The sequence below is a fragment of the Paraburkholderia sp. GAS206C genome (genome assembly GCF_050435645.1).
Lineage (GTDB): Bacteria > Pseudomonadota > Gammaproteobacteria > Burkholderiales > Burkholderiaceae > Paraburkholderia > Paraburkholderia phenazinium_B.
In genome coordinates, this window is sequence record NZ_JBNDKR010000007.1 from 69,928 (window position 1) to 84,462 (window position 14,535).

Here is a 14,535-nt window from a genome sequence, read left to right on the forward strand (position 1 = left end):
TGAATAGTGCAGAGTGAAAAAATAAGGGCAGACACTGACGACGGCCGTAGTACCCTTACGCGGGGAAATAAGTCAACAGCTACAACGAAGCTATATGGCGCTCATCAGATAGGCATGACGCATCCGCGACAGGTGACGGTGCCCGAGATGTGATACCAAGTCAGTTAGCCAAGGGCGCTGTTCGCAACGTCCTGTTTCCGAGAACGACAAGAGGAGAGCACGCTTTGAGCACGGCGATCCGACCACCCATCTGGGAACTTCTGAAAGACGCAGTTCAACATCTTGGCGGTGAATGCACCTACGCGGCCATCAAGCAACATCTGTGGGCGCAATACCCTGATCTTAATCCGGCCACGATCACGTGCCAGTTGATCAGTTGCTCGGTCAACCATGCCTCACGCATCCACTACCACGACAACAAGGAGCCGAGGCTGAGCGTCGGTGAAACCGATTTCTTGTACAACACCGGCCGAGGCAAGGTGGTCTGGTACGAATCGGACAAGCATGGGATGTGGGAAATCGTTCGGGCCAGCGACGGTACCCTGTCTGTGCAGCAATCGCAAGCGGGCGACTACGGTATAGACGTAGGCACCGACATCGTGGAACTTGCTGACGACGCCTACGGGGCGTTCGCTCTCGAAGCGCATCTTCGGGATTACCTGGCGAAGAACCTACCCACGATGCCCGGGCAAAATGCGCCGTTAAAGCTCTACACGTCGGAGGGACGCGACGGCGTGGAATACCAAACAGACGACGTCGGACCAATCGACATTCTGGCGGTAGCGCCCAATGGTGATTTCTACGTGCTTGAACTGAAACTCGGTCGTGGCCCAGACGCGGCACTGGGTCAGATTCTGCGGTACATGGGCTGGGTGCAAGAACACCTCGCCCAAGGCAAGCCCGTCTACGGCGTGATCGTCGCCTCGGAAATTTCCAAAAAGCTCAAATACGCCACCACCCAGACGCCGAACGTCCGGTTGATGGAGTACCAGCTGGCCGTGACGCTCAAACCGGTCTCGCTCCACACCTGACTGCCACGCCATGACCTGCGCACGGTACTTCGCGCCGTTACACTCCTTTCTCGACCGATTGCGCGACGCCAGTGGCCTCGGCTTCCCCCATCGGGTCCGGGTCGCGTGTACACGTAAGCCAGAATCCGTGCACGTGCTGGCGATTGCTTGCGCGCTCCTTCGATCACATAACCGTCGTCGAGACCCGTCTAGTCCTGCTGATCGAAAGGCAACCGCCGGCTCGGGTGCGTGTCCGGTATTCCGATGAAACCCTTGGCCATACGCTCGTCCGAATACATACAGTCAGTCGGCAATTCGTGGAACGGACGGAAGAGTCGAGACGCTCGGGTTCCTCTCCGACCCGTCGGGGTTGTAAAGCATTTCGAAGGCGTCCTCCCCGTTGTCGTACGAGAGGAGGTTCAGCAACGGCGCCTCAGTTTCAAATTTGATCAGCCGTTCGCGGTATAGTCCAAGCCGAGCAGAGCGCATGTAACCGGCGGGCAGGGGAATGTCGCGCGCTCCGTCCATGGCGTCCATGCCTTCGAATGTGAGCATGCCGCTATCGTGGTTCAGAAAACACGCCGGAGGCATCGAAGGTTCGGCGAGCACAACACGTTGCTTCCGCTCTATAAAGTGACGGGCATCCCCATTGGGGAAAACCGATTTTCTGAGATGTGTCCACATTGTGTCCCATCGGCTCTTCCGGCTCTCGAGGTCGGTGCCGTAATGATCGATCCCACTTCTGAACAGAGTGAGCGGGACTGAATACAGCATCGGGTAGCCCGCCTGCACGTATAGGTGGAGCTGAAGGAACTCGTAATGTCGACCCAGTGCATGGACCTCCTGCTTAAGCAGCGAACTTCGTGTCGCATGATCCTTGTGGACCACCCCTGTCTCGATCAAATCTGGGAACATCAACATCGGCAGGAACGAGTGCACATGCAACTGCTGTCCATCCGCACACGCGGTAGCGAGTCCGTCCTGTTGCGCCTTGCGAGATTCGCGAACGATGTCGCCGATGGCCTTTGCGACGCATATTCCGTTGGGCAAGCCGCCCCCGTCTTCCTCTTCCCACCGCCGCACGCGATCCCACAAGTCAGCCACAGGAATTCCGAGAAAATAGAGACCCAACCAGGTCGCGGTCAGCAGTTCCACGAACAGGCGATCTCTATCGTCCTTGCGCACTTCCTTGCCGAAGCCTTCCATCAACCTCTCGTTCGTACTAAGGAAAGCCTCCGCCGAACCCGCCTCGACCAGCACCTCGGTAAACCGCAACAGCCGATCAGCGATCGCTCTTGATCGCGATCCATCCGCTTGCGCATCCAGCGGCGACTCTTCTAACGCTTTCCGCACGGCAATGGAAATAGCGTCCCGTCGCGGCGATTTGGTGGCGGGGAGCCCACTTATGGTCACTTTGCTCACGACCCGTTCCAGTAGTGCAAGGTCATCGAGCATTATCGCCACTGACCTTGACGGTTGATCCAACATCATTCGACCTCTTTCGCAAGGGAATTGATCGTTCCGGCATAGTTCCCATCACTCGAGGGCGCGTGACCAGTGGATGCGATCGCGAGGAAGTGGCGAAGAAGCAAGCTGCAGCGCTGGCGGGCGCGCGTTTCATCAACGCCTGGTGGTGGTGTTGTATCCAGCCATTGTTCAATGCCAAGGCTGTCGAGCAACCCTGTCGTCGTCGGGCCATCAACCTGCCGGTTTCCGTCGACAGTTAGCGTTTTATCGGCCTCAAGCAAGCGGGCACAGATATATTCTTTTGCTGTGGGGCCTCTCATCGCGACGTCCTTGATGTCCTTGCGCGCCCATTCTGCAAGTGCCGCTCCGGAATCCTTGAGGTCGAACGTCAGGTTGCGAACCCTGAGGTGCTCCGCCTGTGCGCCGAGTATCTGATAGACACTGTTGCCCACCACGTGAAGCCATTGCTGCGTGCGCGCGACCCGGATGCTGTAATTGACGAGATCTTTAGTATTGGCAGCCTGAAGCTTCTGTTGGACGTACCAGAGAACCGTCCAGTGCCACATAAGTCCGAGCAGCTGGCCGAATTGGCGGCCCCGTGTCTGGTCGTCGAAGGCTGTCTGCGACGGCCACTTGAGCGATGCGACAATCAGCACGTTTCGGCGCTCCCCCTTCACGAGAGCATCATGCAAGGTGCCCTGCGTGAGGTCCCGGTAGGCGTCCCAACTTCGAGCAGTCCACCATTCGGAATCGATAGTGAAAAATCTGTATACCGCGTGGATATCGCGATTTTCCGGGGCCCCGCCAGCGGCCGGTTGCTCTGGCCCGATAGGAGGCTTGCGGGCATACGCCTCATAGATTTTTTGCGTGCCATATTGCGTACCGAGCGCGTTCTCGATGCCGCCAACTTTTTCAGCCAGGGCCTTATTCAACTTTGCCAGTCGGCCTCGTTGAACTGCCGCTACTCGTCGAAGGCGACGCGACGCACGCTGCTGCGCATCGAGGTTCGCGCCCGTCCCCCGTTTGATCCTTCGAAGTGCTCGCTCCTGTTCGTTCACGAGTTGTCGCTGCCGTTCAAGCGAGGAATAGTGCTCGGCCGCGACGTAGATTGCCGCAAGGGCGATCGAAAAGGCCGCGGCGTCCTTATATCCGTGCTGGATCATCGCCCCAAAAAGGACGCCCGCTGGCAGGAACCAGCCAACAAATAACCAGAACCAGTTTCGCGCTCGATCTCTCCACGTGCGCCGGTCGTGGTCATAAATAGCGTCTTCCTCCAAGTCGTCCTGCTCGACCGCCCCCGCGCGCTGAGTCTCAGCTCTCGCTTCCTCGAATTGGGCTCGGACAATATGCAGGCTGAAAGCAAGAAAAGTGAGCATGACAGCTAGTGCAGCGAGTTGCCAGCTCACGTCCGGCCCGACAGCTCCATCGCCGTTGAGTGGATGTGCGAGTCCGTACCAGGACGAGTAGAAGCAGATCTGCTTCGGGTTGGCTACACAGGGGCCATGCATCGACTCCATTAGCGCGGCTCGCCAGTATCGCGAACCAATCACCATGACTGCGCACCAAAAGACCCCGGTCAGAAGGATCTTCCACCAGGCAGGCCTGCGTGGCCTTGGATGGGAATTCGCCATTTAGCCTCCGCTTCATCACCGTTGCCTAGATTGGTGCCCGTTGTGCCGACTTGCGTGCTCGATAGGCCACGTGGTTGCGCCAACGTGCGCCTGCAACGGGTCGGATCAGCACAGCCTAGACAGGAACGAGACCACGTGCCCGCTATCGTAAACCCTGAGCAACGCTTTCACACAGACGTTGCCGCGCTGGCAATGTCCGGCATGCTCTGATGCTCAGCCGTCCGGAAGTGCCTGTAGCTTTTATCGTCGCGGAGCAATTGTGGCAACCCTCAACGCAGCCTATGAAATCCACAGGAACCTTAATTTGGCAACTCTAGCAATCGTAGGAGTCTTGTGAAATCCATTTCCCCGAGTAAAACACGACGCTTGGTCAAAGAGGCATCGGGTGCGCTCGCAACTAGAAAGCGATGTTCTTCAGAATTCCCGCTCTTGCGATTGAGCCATATCGCGACAATGTGGCGCTCTGGTATATGTAGTAGCTTGGCGTCAAACGGATTTTCCATATCGTCCAGCTTACGGTCTAGCCAGAGCGCAGCTTTGTGTATTGCACCCGTTAGGTGAGATTCAAGCAGGCCACCGATTTCTGGAGCGACCTCTGATTCCTCCTCCCGGTACTTCGACACAGCATAGTAGGCCGGCTGGCGTCCGCGATAGATCTGGTGGTGGAGGATATTAGACCGTTTGAACGCTCTCGGAAGCACACCGGCAGCATCAAGAGACTCTGCTTTATCGAAATCGTCGGCAAGCGTCAGGGTCCAAACGCTGTAGGTTTCGCCCAAACGATGGACCGGGTCTCGTCTAGGTTGGTAGCGGGGATGTCGGCGCAACCATCTTCCCAATTGACTCGAAAGGTATAGTGCGTGCTCGCTCTGGAGAAGATAAGAATTTGCCATGTTGCTAAACCCTGAATCCGTACCACGACGATGTCCATCTCCCAGAATTCCAATACCCGCCAGCAATTAGATCAAAATCAATCGGACCTTCACCATAGATGGGATCCATTATGTATACGTCCTTGTTGTCTTCGTAATATCCGACGATCAATGCGGTGTGAGCCTGTGCTCCCCAAGCGATCCGATATTGAAGCGGTCCATTCCGACCCGTTAGCAGGTTGACCACGTACGTAATATCAAGCGGTCCAGCTGAGACTGTCGGATCACCGGGCGATGGAGCAAAATTGATGTTCAATCTGCTGTATGCATTACCTGGATCCCACGCTTCGTCACACGCGAATGCATTGGTGCACTGGTCGCCGATGACCTCTTGCACGATTGTGTCGAGAGACTGAGGAGATCCTGTCAGGATCTGTTGTACCATTTGCGCACAACAAGCCCAGCACAAATCGGCATAGTGCGCCGTCGTTGAATACCATTGCGAAGCGAAACGTGCGGTCGGAATATTCTGGGGCGCACCAGTTTCGTCGGGATCCATTGGAGAAACGTTGGGATAGAGGGCGGAATCTGGAATGAGCTGCCCCTGCTCTGAATAAATGGTCATCTCAGTGGGCTCCTCCGTTCGTCGGTTCTGCAACCTGCCCATTTGCGTTGCACAAAGGGACGCTTCCATAAGGGTGCCCAACGGGTGGTCGCGGCCCAAACGTTTGTGCGGCACAAAACCCAGCAAGCTCTCCTGTCTTTTTGTCATAGTCAAAGGCGTAGAGGCCGGGAAGCAGGATATTTCCAGGAATGGGGACACCGCCGGTTTTGTTTGAGCCGCCACCACCACCGCCGCCACCTCCAGAAGAGCTGCCCGTTCCCTTCAATGCCGCGATGATGGTTCCCACGGCAGTCAGCGTCTCTGCAACCTTATTATCAGAGCTGCCGTTGACGCTCGTGAGCATCCACCCGTTCTGCAGATCAAGCTGGATACTCGATGTCCCTATCAATCCGCTATGAACGTTTACCGCCATCGGTTGGGTACGGTCGGGCAGATAAATGAGTTTAGCAACGTAGTTCATATTGCCTGCGAAAAATGAGGTGTCGCCGGTTACGACAGCACTGGTTTCGCTCGCCGAGGCGGGTGCGTTCGCTTTGTTCGTTGCGTCCGATGCGGGTGCCGCTGCGCCCGCTACGTGATTGGCAGAAGGAGCGTGCGCTACACGATGATTTGGTGCAGGTGCAGGTGCAGGTGCAGGTGCAGGTGCAGGTGCAGGTGCAGCAATAACCGGTGGATTGTTGTTGTTTGCGTTTGGTGCTGGAGCCCCAGCGCCTGGCGCTACGTTCGCTGCCGCAGGGGGCGTTTGAGGTTGCGACGAATCACTAGAGTTTGTTGGTGTTTGCGGCAGTTCTATAACCAGGAGGTATGGCTTGGGGAGGTAATATCGAAAGCCATCCTTCTGGGACGTATCGACCATACCGTTTGGCAGCAGCGGTGTCACGCTAACCCCCGCACATCCCGAGAACGCCATTGTGGACGCAAAGATTGCCACCCTCATCAACATGGCGTGCCCTCCGTTGAATTATTGTCCGGCGATCTAGAAGCGCGCTCACTTCACCCACTGGTTTGCACTGCTTGAGAATATTCGGATACTCGGTCCATGCAAGGAAGCTTTGCGGCGGTATGTGCGATACCGCACAGAGTTTGACTCACGCTTTGCATGCCCCGATATGGACTCTGCTGCTCGTTGATGCCACAACAATGACACGGATTGCAGTAGCCCTATACCCGAGTCAGTCCCTTCGTCAGTGTCGAACACCAAACCCTGGCCAGCGTAATGCCCTGCCAGCGTCGATCAAACCCGTCCGTGATTGCATCCGTACGCGCAATCGTGACGCCCCTAGCCGGATAGAGAAAGACGCAGAGGATACCTTGAGCTTCGTGCACGCCCCCGGCCTCGGCTTTGGTAGCGAAATCCACCATCGAATCGAATTACGTCAGCACCCCGCCGGTTATCAAGCAGGCTTGCCCGGTCCAGCATCCCCACGAGGACGTCCTGACTTCACCTTTGTAGGCAAGTGTCCCATATCGAAGGTGCGGACTCGTTCGGCGCCCCTGATCATCAGGTACTGCCCAGCCTTGGCGAGGTACAGCAGATTCTTACGTAACGCCCTTCGCTTCTCCGCGTCGTTCCAGTTGATCTGCCCCACGCCGACTCCGTGACCATATGTCTGGTATCGCCTCTTGAGCCAGGCTTCGTTACTACTCCAGGCGGCGCCTCTTCCTTGGGTAACCTCCTTGTCCCAATACTCGCAAATCTGCCTAGCGATGAACTGGTCATGACTGTGGTCTCCGGAATAGAACAGGATTACGTGCAGATGCAGTCCTGTGTCCTCACCCTGTTCGATTTTCCAGACATAGTTCTTGATGCCCGATATAAGCGCGTTGTATCGCCGCGCCCCAAAGAAGCGATCGCGGTGACGCTGAACGTCTTTGATCTTGATCGAACCGCAGACTTCTGGCTTATAGCGCAGCGTCAATGACAGCAGCAGCCAGCGAGACTTTCCTGTTTCGGAGAACATTGCCTTTTCCATAGCCAGAACATTTCGGCCGTTCCTCTCGGCGCGCTTGCGCCTCAAACGTCCGCTTTCCTTGAACTCCCGGGACTGACAGCGCTCCCTGATGCGATCAATCAACGTGTTGAACTTGTCCATGTGCTGCACGCCATCCGCACCCGCGATATCATCCGGCTTTCCAAATCGAAAAGGCGCTTGGCCCATTAGACCGAGCTCCTTGCATACATCGTAAAAAACTTCCGCTCGAGCAGAATAGCGATGTATGTCACGGTATTGCCTAATCCAGTTATTCAAAGATCGATAATATTCGTGACCTAGCCGCAGCTTTCGAACCTTAATATGGCGAGCATAACGGGTAATTTCCTTAACAAATCCCGCTGCCCACGTCTTTTGGATCGCCTCGACGAATCTTTCAATCTCGTGGAGGTGTCTGTAAACAAACGAGGCATGATTGGCATCGGTTACGATACTTCCGGCAACATTAGTTTTTCTAGAATTTACGCGTTGATCAAGGTTAACGAAGAACTCCCATTCCTCAGCACTTTCGTCGAAGTCATTCATTGTCGTATAAAGATAGTCCCTTGCACTGACCGCAAAGGTGGTTGACGGTCGCTCTCTCAGTTTTCGCTCTATCCGTCTGGCAGATTAACTGCCCAGCTATTGGTCAGGTAGAGGCTATTATTTATCGAAGTTCGCTTGAATTCAACGCGCAAAAATAGTTGCGAGTCCAGACATTTTTAAACTATGCTATGGTCACTTCCAGACATGTTTTCACAATTACTAGTCATTTATCTTTCATAATAAATATGACTATCCTATATCCTATATCCTATTCCTACTCCTATTCCTATTCCATAGGAAGCAATAGTCTGGCTGCATGCAACGGAAAGAGACTCACGATAATTCATCTGAGTTACTCGAGGAAGCTTTATATTTCGAGAACTTCTCTCATATACATACATACGCACGCACTGAAAAATGCGTTGTTCATCCCAGCGATGCAGTGAGCCGCGAATAACTTTGATATAGGCGGCCATCGACACCAACAGATTGTCACGAGAAGACGCCATGTCGCGGGAGGAGGGACGTCCGCGAATGTCCAGAATACTGCGGAAGAGGTATGGGCATGGCGCCCACGTTGATCATCACTCACTCAGGGAACAGGACAACGATCGTGTACCTGACGCTATCTCGGTCGAGAACGCATCCGGCATAGTTGGAGCGATTGGTAGACACGGGACACTGCTCCAAGGAAACGTGTCCGGTGACTTGAGCCAGGTGCCGCGTCACCAGAAGACGCCTTCATTCGGAGGTCTGCCGCTCAACGTAGGCTCTCCTCAACTCGGCGGCCTGGCCACGCCCGCACCAAAAGTAGGCCTGAGTGTCATTTACTGTCAGCTTGACCTGATTAACCTTAACAGCCTGATCAAGCCGTTCCAGGCGACTGTCGAACTCGGTGACAGATGCTTCGGCAAGCATCCGATGGATCGTGCCTTGGTCGTTCCTGGGGGTGCCCGACACCGTGCCGCGCCGTGCCTCAGGAGCACTCGAAAGGGAACGCTGCTCGAACCACAGCAGCCGGCACAGGCCCGCCGTTCCTTTGATTGTCTGTTCGCTCAATCGTAGCCAGTCCGTCAACTGCGCAGTGACGGGATCTTCCCGCAAGGCGTCACGCACGGCTATTGCACGCTCAGTAAGCTCGACCTGTCGATCTTCACCGGCTTCCTGGCGTTTCGCTTCATCCGTCTCGGTATCAAGAAATTCAAGCCGGGAATCGAGTTCCCCGCGACGCAACCGCAACGATGCGCAATGCACCAGACACCCCTGTGCGTTGATCGCGGCCAGTTCGCTCACCACCGCCTCCTGGTCGTGAGCAATAGCGATGCGGCTACGCGCCGGGAGACGCAATCCGGCTCGAACTCGCCTCAAAGATGACCGTACTAGCGCGGTGATCGCCGGCATGTCGCTCTGCGGCCATAGAAAATTCGGTTTGGCCATAGCAGGCAAACCCGATGACTACAACCCATACGACGGACGCCAAGCCACGCACACTGGAGCCGCGGTACGGAATAGGGTCGGCATCAAGTGCGCAGAAAGAACCATGAAAACGCTACCGGCAACCAGCACCAGCCGTTCCGGCAGTGATGCACCCCGCTCCCAGCCCGCGAGTGCAGACATGCAAATGGATATAACCGTGGCGCTCGCAGCCAACATCCAAACACTCGGCTGCATCTTGCTACCAAGCCAGCCACAGCCGAACGCTGCATTCAGCCGTCCCGCGCGCGTCCGAACGTCAAATTGGGCACGCGGGTAACCGTTCCCCTGATTTGTGTGGATATTGTTCATCGCGAATCCCGTTCTCTTTGCCATGTTCAGTCGAGCCGAGCGGCTCTCAATTGCGGATATCCGCGTGTTCAAGTGCCCTTCGGTATACCTCGCTCCAATATGGCCAGTCCGGGCGACCCAGCCAATCCTGGAAATATGTAATCAGGACGCTTTCGATGACCTGCCTCACAACGTCGTCCTCATCTTCACCGTCATACCCCTTACGATCCCGATATTCCTGCTTAGCCTCCGCAATCAGATGCGACAATTCACCCGGATCTAATTGGATTGGCCGTGTCCCAACTTGCTCAACTTGCTCAACTTGCTCAACTTGCCCAACTTGCCCAACTTGCTCAACTTGCTCAACTTGCTCACCGTTTTGCGGAGTCCGGTATTGCGGCGGCGTTGCTAGCTGGTCTTCATACGACACCTGCTGCGACGGGCATCCTGCGGGAAGATTCCGCATGTCCCACGACGAACAGATCGCGTTTAAGAACGGCACCCCGCTCGGCAAACCACCCTCGCCGAAATTACTCAACGAGTTCGGTTGATCGAATTGCATCGGAGAACGGTTATCCAATCTCCAATACCAGTGATCTGTCCCAATGGGGCGAAACTTGTTCACCCCCATTTCCCCGGCCGCCCGGCGGACCGTCGTGCCAGAGAAGCCGGCCTCACGTGCCGCAGCTTCAATCGCTTTAGTCGGCACAGGACCATGCGCAAGCTGGACCGCCAGAAAATCGACAGCGGCCTGCTTCCGGTTGTCGCGGACAAAAGCGCTACCGCCCTCGGCGTCACCCAGGACGTCCCTCGGCGCCCCCTGCAGTGGACCATCCCATCCGATTCGCGTGCTATGTATGGCGCCGCCCTGGAGAGTCGGAACATCGATTTGATCAATGTGGTACGCGAAGCCGCCATTGCTTGGGCCGAGATTAGACTTTGCCCGCACGAGGACATTTCGAGAGACACCATCGGCGCCGTCGCTTTCATCACGTGCAACAACCCATACGAGGCGGGCTAATGCACCGATAGCCACACTCCCATTCACTCGGTCAAGCGGATCCCTCTTCTTCGATCCCTTGTTAAGGTGCGTCAGCCCCAACACTGCGGCACCAGTCGACTCTGCAAATTCCACCATGGGACTTAAGGCCTTACGTATCCGGCTGTTGTTATTCGATGCAGGGACGGCCTGGGCAATCGAATCAATGATGACTAGCGCAACATCTCCGCGCGCGCGTACCGCGGCTTCCAGACCCGGCATGTCACGCTCGAAGTCGAACGGGCGACGGCGCCCACGCTCTGTGCCCCCGTACAAGATCAAAGCGCGCCGAAGATCGGCGCCCGCGGCACTTAGACGAGGCTTCACTGTATCCTCGATGCCATCTTCGCAGGACCAGACCACCACGCTCCCTACCGGAGCAGCGGTCCCGTCCGGCCAGGTGCCGAGAGCAGTACCACCATTTGTCACTATCGCTGCAACGGCCAGCGCTAGCGTTGTTTTCCCAGTCGACGGCGGTCCAGCGAGAAGATGGAGCTTGCCGCGAGCCAGCCAGAACTTCCACAACCAGATAACCGGCAGCGTGGGAATCTCGCTGGCGGGAACGAGAGCAACTCCACAACTGCCGCCTGTTAAGGCGTTCGAAAAGCGTTGGGCCCGGTCAAATGCGTCCATATTGCCCTCCTATCACATTGAATTCGGACTCCGGAAAGCTGATTGAACGCGCGGACAAATGGATCTTGCGAGGGAACGCGTGATCGCTCGAAATAAGTGGGTACATCCAACGCGACAGATTTTTACGCTCGATCGGATGCTTCTTGCGCATGATACGCAGCCTCTCGTCATGTAGCATGCAAGCGCTTCTCGGCGAGACTGTACGAATGTCGTTGCAATCGAGATGTGCAATTTGCCGCGGCAGACCGCGAGGTCTGTCGTCGGCTTGTTCCACGGGGCAGTACGAAGTAATTCGATTTGACCAGCGCAACTCGTGAAAATTTAGGCTCATGATGTGGTCACGATGGGAAATGGCGTTTTACCGCCATGTGAATGGATGGAGCTAAGAACACCAGGGAGAAATTCCCTGGAATCGGAACCCCAGCGAGATAGTCGCGGGAGTGCATAAACCGCGATCGAATTTGCGGGTGTCATAGGCCCATCTTAATGAGGTGAATGCAGCCGACATGAAAACCAAAGCTGACGGACAGGCTTTAACGGCTTGCCACACACGTAGCGACTCTGCTGACATAGCTCTCAGCTCCATTCGAACATGCAAGCTGGGCATGAACTGTCTTGCCAATCGTCGTCATCGTTAAAACCGGGTGGGTTGTCTTCCAGATCCTGAGCAATGACACAGGCTTCGATGTATTCCGAGCTATCAAAGACACTGTCCCCGTCTTCGCCAAGCTCGAACTCGTCATCAAAATGAAAATATAATTCTGAAAACATATGTAGTCCTACATAAATAAGTTTAACTTACAATGACGTAAGATAGGCCAAGATCCGCGAGGTCAGGTATCGCTTTCCGGGCGGAGTAGTAACTCGTGACGGCAAGCACAGCAAAGTCTAGCCGTTTGACTCCTCTAACTCCTGTGCAAAGATGCGCTGCGCAAGGAACTCGTTTTCCGAGCCGTCGTGCCACCGCCATTTCGCTAACGACCCCGGTTGGAGAAAGTCGCACGATATCGACTGCTTGCATCTTGAAAGACTGATCTACGGTCTCCCGCGCTTCATTGCTCCTTTGAGCGTTGGCAGTTTCGATAAGGCTCTAACTGTTTTTCTATATGACATTCGTACTCCTTAGTTTTCGTTAAAGTTAAGGTAAAAATGACGACGCGACAGATTCCAGACTATCCCGTCCTTTGTATAGCGCTTCAGTCGTGCTCCTCCTCTGGTGCAGGATAAAGCTGCAAAACTTGAGTTCCTGACGAGCGTCGTTGCCCGTGTCTTCGAAGGTTATATACAACTGAAACCGGCGGTCAAGTGCTTGAAAATCGAGACAAGGAGAACATCAATCCCGATCCATACCAGCCCATCCCGATCCATGCCAACTATTTTTTGCATTTTCAAAAATACAACAGCGCGGACACAAAAGCCCAAGGCAGAAATTCTTCGCGTACCACATTCGTAGCATGCGTGAGCCTAAAAGAATCGCGCGGATGACTGCTCCGACCAACGAGTGGTATCTGAAGAAAGCAAACCGACTGCAGCTATTGGTCGTAGTCCCATCAGGCTTTGCGCTCGAGCGGAAGGACTCGCTTCGGAGGCGAGTGGAAGAGACGACGTGCCGCCATGGCCATCAGGTGCTTGTCAAATGGACGGAGGCACAAAAGCGGAGCGCTGACGGTATTCAAGGCAATGGCATGATTGACACAAAGAGACCGGGATACCCCGATGGCGACCGAATTAGATTTTTACTGTCTCGTCGTCCCATCAAATGGAAATCATAGCTCCCAGTGTAGCCGATCACCGATTGGCAAGCTCACAGAGAGAGCCCGCATCAGGAAACGAAGTGCCGCGAGAGCGAACCACAAAAATCTAGGCTTGTCCTCCGATCCACTGCTGAGATCATTTCAGGAGGAGGGACGACGGGAATCGGAAGCGCTCAAACGATCACGCTAGGAACAGCAGACCGAGAAACACCAGCGGACCTTATCGAAAAGGCGGACGGAGGCAGCAGCAAAAAAACGTCGCCCGGAGAAGCCGGATGATTCTGGCCCATGGCACAGAGGGGGCCGCCTATTAATTGTCCGTTGGAGTTCCTTTCATGATGCGTTCGACTGCATCAACCGGCCATGCGAGCAACCTGTTTGGCAGCTTTGTCGCCTTAACACCGCAATAGTGGCCGTTCTTCGAGCGGCCTTTAAGAATGGTCTGTGGGTCAAGGTTCAACGCAGCAGCCAGTTCTTCAGTTGTCAGATAAGGCCGATGCGGATTGATTGCAAGTTGTGGCTCGCCATTTCCAGACACGACGGAAACGACGGCGACCGCCCCGCGACGAGTTGCCTTGAGCGTGCGGCGATCGATCTCGTCCAGCTTGTCGAGTATCACCTCCAGAGGTTGCGCCGTTTTGGCCGCATAGAGCGCTACTTCAAACGGCACATGACTGACCGGATAGCCAACCATATCCTTGAACACATCTACCCATCGGAACGGACTGTGCACGGCATAGCGCTCCTTGATCTCGTCCTCAACGCACCAATCGATGAATTCGATGGGTTTCATCTGGGTTAGATTGCATCCGCGATCCTGGCACCAATCGTTCCACTGCTGAAGAATCTTGCGAGCTTCGTAGAACGGTGTGTTGCCAGCCCCCTTGATCGACGTGCCATCTAGACCGATGCCCCCCTCCTCGGGAATTTCCGTGCAGCCTGGTTCGGGACGAATTCCGGCCAGCAGCATCGCGCCCATTACGGGCGTCCAAGCATCCATTTCGAGGTATGTGCGCAAACTCGAATGCAACTGCACACTGAATTCGATTAGATCTTGCGCCGTCTTTTTTTGCACCGGATGTCCTCCCGTATTTGCCCGGCTATTTGGCGGTCGCGCTACATGTGCGTGACCGTATAACTGGTGGCTCCGATCGCTTCCGGCCTACCATCTACGATTTTAGCGTGCCCCGTGGGTGGGAAGCGCTTGTGCCGAGACAACAACGA

General features: G+C 55.4%; 12 protein-coding genes. 1 reads left to right on the forward strand and 11 read right to left on the reverse strand.

Annotation, left to right across the window (positions count from 1 at the left end):
• Window positions 1-224: 224 nt before the first annotated feature.
• Window positions 225-1,031, forward strand: coding sequence for an endonuclease NucS domain-containing protein (locus P3T20_RS20015; RefSeq protein WP_429287644.1), 807 nt, complete (start codon window positions 225-227; stop codon window positions 1,029-1,031).
• Window positions 1,032-1,313: 282 nt separating this feature from the next.
• Here the strand turns inward: P3T20_RS20015 and P3T20_RS20020 are convergent, their stop codons facing one another.
• The 11 genes from P3T20_RS20020 to P3T20_RS20070 all read right to left on the reverse strand — a co-directional run bounded on the left by P3T20_RS20020 (window position 1,314) and on the right by P3T20_RS20070 (window position 14,386).
• The gene (locus P3T20_RS20020; RefSeq protein WP_429287645.1) at window positions 1,314-2,432 is read right to left on the reverse strand and encodes a hypothetical protein; all 1,119 of its coding nucleotides are present in this window, start codon (window positions 2,430-2,432) and stop codon (window positions 1,314-1,316) included.
• A 65-nt stretch (window positions 2,433-2,497) separates the two neighbouring features.
• Window positions 2,498-4,108 carry a hypothetical protein gene (locus tag P3T20_RS20025; protein ID WP_429287646.1) on the reverse strand — a complete coding sequence of 537 codons (1,611 nt, stop codon included), beginning with the start codon at window positions 4,106-4,108 and terminating at the stop codon, window positions 2,498-2,500.
• Window positions 4,109-4,407: 299 nt separating this feature from the next.
• The gene (locus tag P3T20_RS20030) at window positions 4,408-4,887 is read right to left on the reverse strand and encodes a hypothetical protein (RefSeq protein WP_429287647.1); all 480 of its coding nucleotides are present in this window, start codon (window positions 4,885-4,887) and stop codon (window positions 4,408-4,410) included.
• Window positions 4,888-5,005: 118 nt separating this feature from the next.
• Window positions 5,006-5,605, reverse strand: coding sequence for a papain-like cysteine protease family protein (locus P3T20_RS20035; protein WP_429287648.1), 600 nt, complete (start codon window positions 5,603-5,605; stop codon window positions 5,006-5,008).
• A gap of 1 nt (window position 5,606) precedes the next feature.
• Window positions 5,607-6,065, reverse strand: coding sequence for a hypothetical protein (locus P3T20_RS20040; RefSeq protein WP_429287649.1), 459 nt, complete (start codon window positions 6,063-6,065; stop codon window positions 5,607-5,609).
• Window positions 6,066-6,999: 934 nt separating this feature from the next.
• Window positions 7,000-8,121 carry a hypothetical protein gene (locus P3T20_RS20045; RefSeq protein ID WP_429287650.1) on the reverse strand — a complete coding sequence of 374 codons (1,122 nt, stop codon included), beginning with the start codon at window positions 8,119-8,121 and terminating at the stop codon, window positions 7,000-7,002.
• Window positions 8,122-8,862: 741 nt separating this feature from the next.
• Window positions 8,863-9,414, reverse strand: a complete 552-nt coding sequence (locus P3T20_RS20050; RefSeq protein WP_429287651.1) for a hypothetical protein — start codon at window positions 9,412-9,414, stop codon at window positions 8,863-8,865.
• Window positions 9,415-9,952: 538 nt separating this feature from the next.
• Window positions 9,953-11,557, reverse strand: coding sequence for an AAA family ATPase (locus P3T20_RS20055; protein WP_429287652.1), 1,605 nt, complete (start codon window positions 11,555-11,557; stop codon window positions 9,953-9,955).
• Window positions 11,544-11,888 (reverse strand): AlpA family phage regulatory protein, encoded by a 345-nt coding sequence (locus P3T20_RS20060; RefSeq protein ID WP_429287653.1) that lies wholly within the window; start codon window positions 11,886-11,888, stop codon window positions 11,544-11,546. The genes P3T20_RS20055 and P3T20_RS20060 overlap by 14 nt, the downstream gene beginning before the upstream one ends.
• A 245-nt stretch (window positions 11,889-12,133) precedes the next feature.
• A complete protein-coding gene (locus P3T20_RS20065) occupies window positions 12,134-12,328 on the reverse strand; it encodes a hypothetical protein (RefSeq protein WP_429287654.1) in 195 nt (64 codons plus the stop codon).
• 1,293 nt (window positions 12,329-13,621) lie between these two features.
• A complete protein-coding gene (locus tag P3T20_RS20070) occupies window positions 13,622-14,386 on the reverse strand; it encodes a hypothetical protein (protein ID WP_429287655.1) in 765 nt (254 codons plus the stop codon).
• Window positions 14,387-14,535 lie beyond the last annotated feature (149 nt).

What these genes read in the sequence shown, in the direction of transcription:
- P3T20_RS20025 (WP_429287646.1), bottom strand. Translation starts at nt 4,108, where the DNA reads ATGGCGAATTCCCATCCAAGGCCACGCAGGCCTGCCTGGTGGAAGATC.
- P3T20_RS20035 (WP_429287648.1), bottom strand. Translation starts at nt 5,605, where the DNA reads ATGACCATTTATTCAGAGCAGGGGCAGCTCATTCCAGATTCCGCCCTC.
- P3T20_RS20040 (WP_429287649.1), bottom strand. Translation starts at nt 6,065, where the DNA reads ATGAACTACGTTGCTAAACTCATTTATCTGCCCGACCGTACCCAACCG.
- P3T20_RS20045 (WP_429287650.1), bottom strand. Translation starts at nt 8,121, where the DNA reads ATGAATGACTTCGACGAAAGTGCTGAGGAATGGGAGTTCTTCGTTAAC.
- P3T20_RS20055 (WP_429287652.1), bottom strand. Translation starts at nt 11,557, where the DNA reads ATGGACGCATTTGACCGGGCCCAACGCTTTTCGAACGCCTTAACAGGC.
- P3T20_RS20060 (WP_429287653.1), bottom strand. Translation starts at nt 11,888, where the DNA reads ATGAGCCTAAATTTTCACGAGTTGCGCTGGTCAAATCGAATTACTTCG.
- P3T20_RS20065 (WP_429287654.1), bottom strand. Translation starts at nt 12,328, where the DNA reads ATGTTTTCAGAATTATATTTTCATTTTGATGACGAGTTCGAGCTTGGC.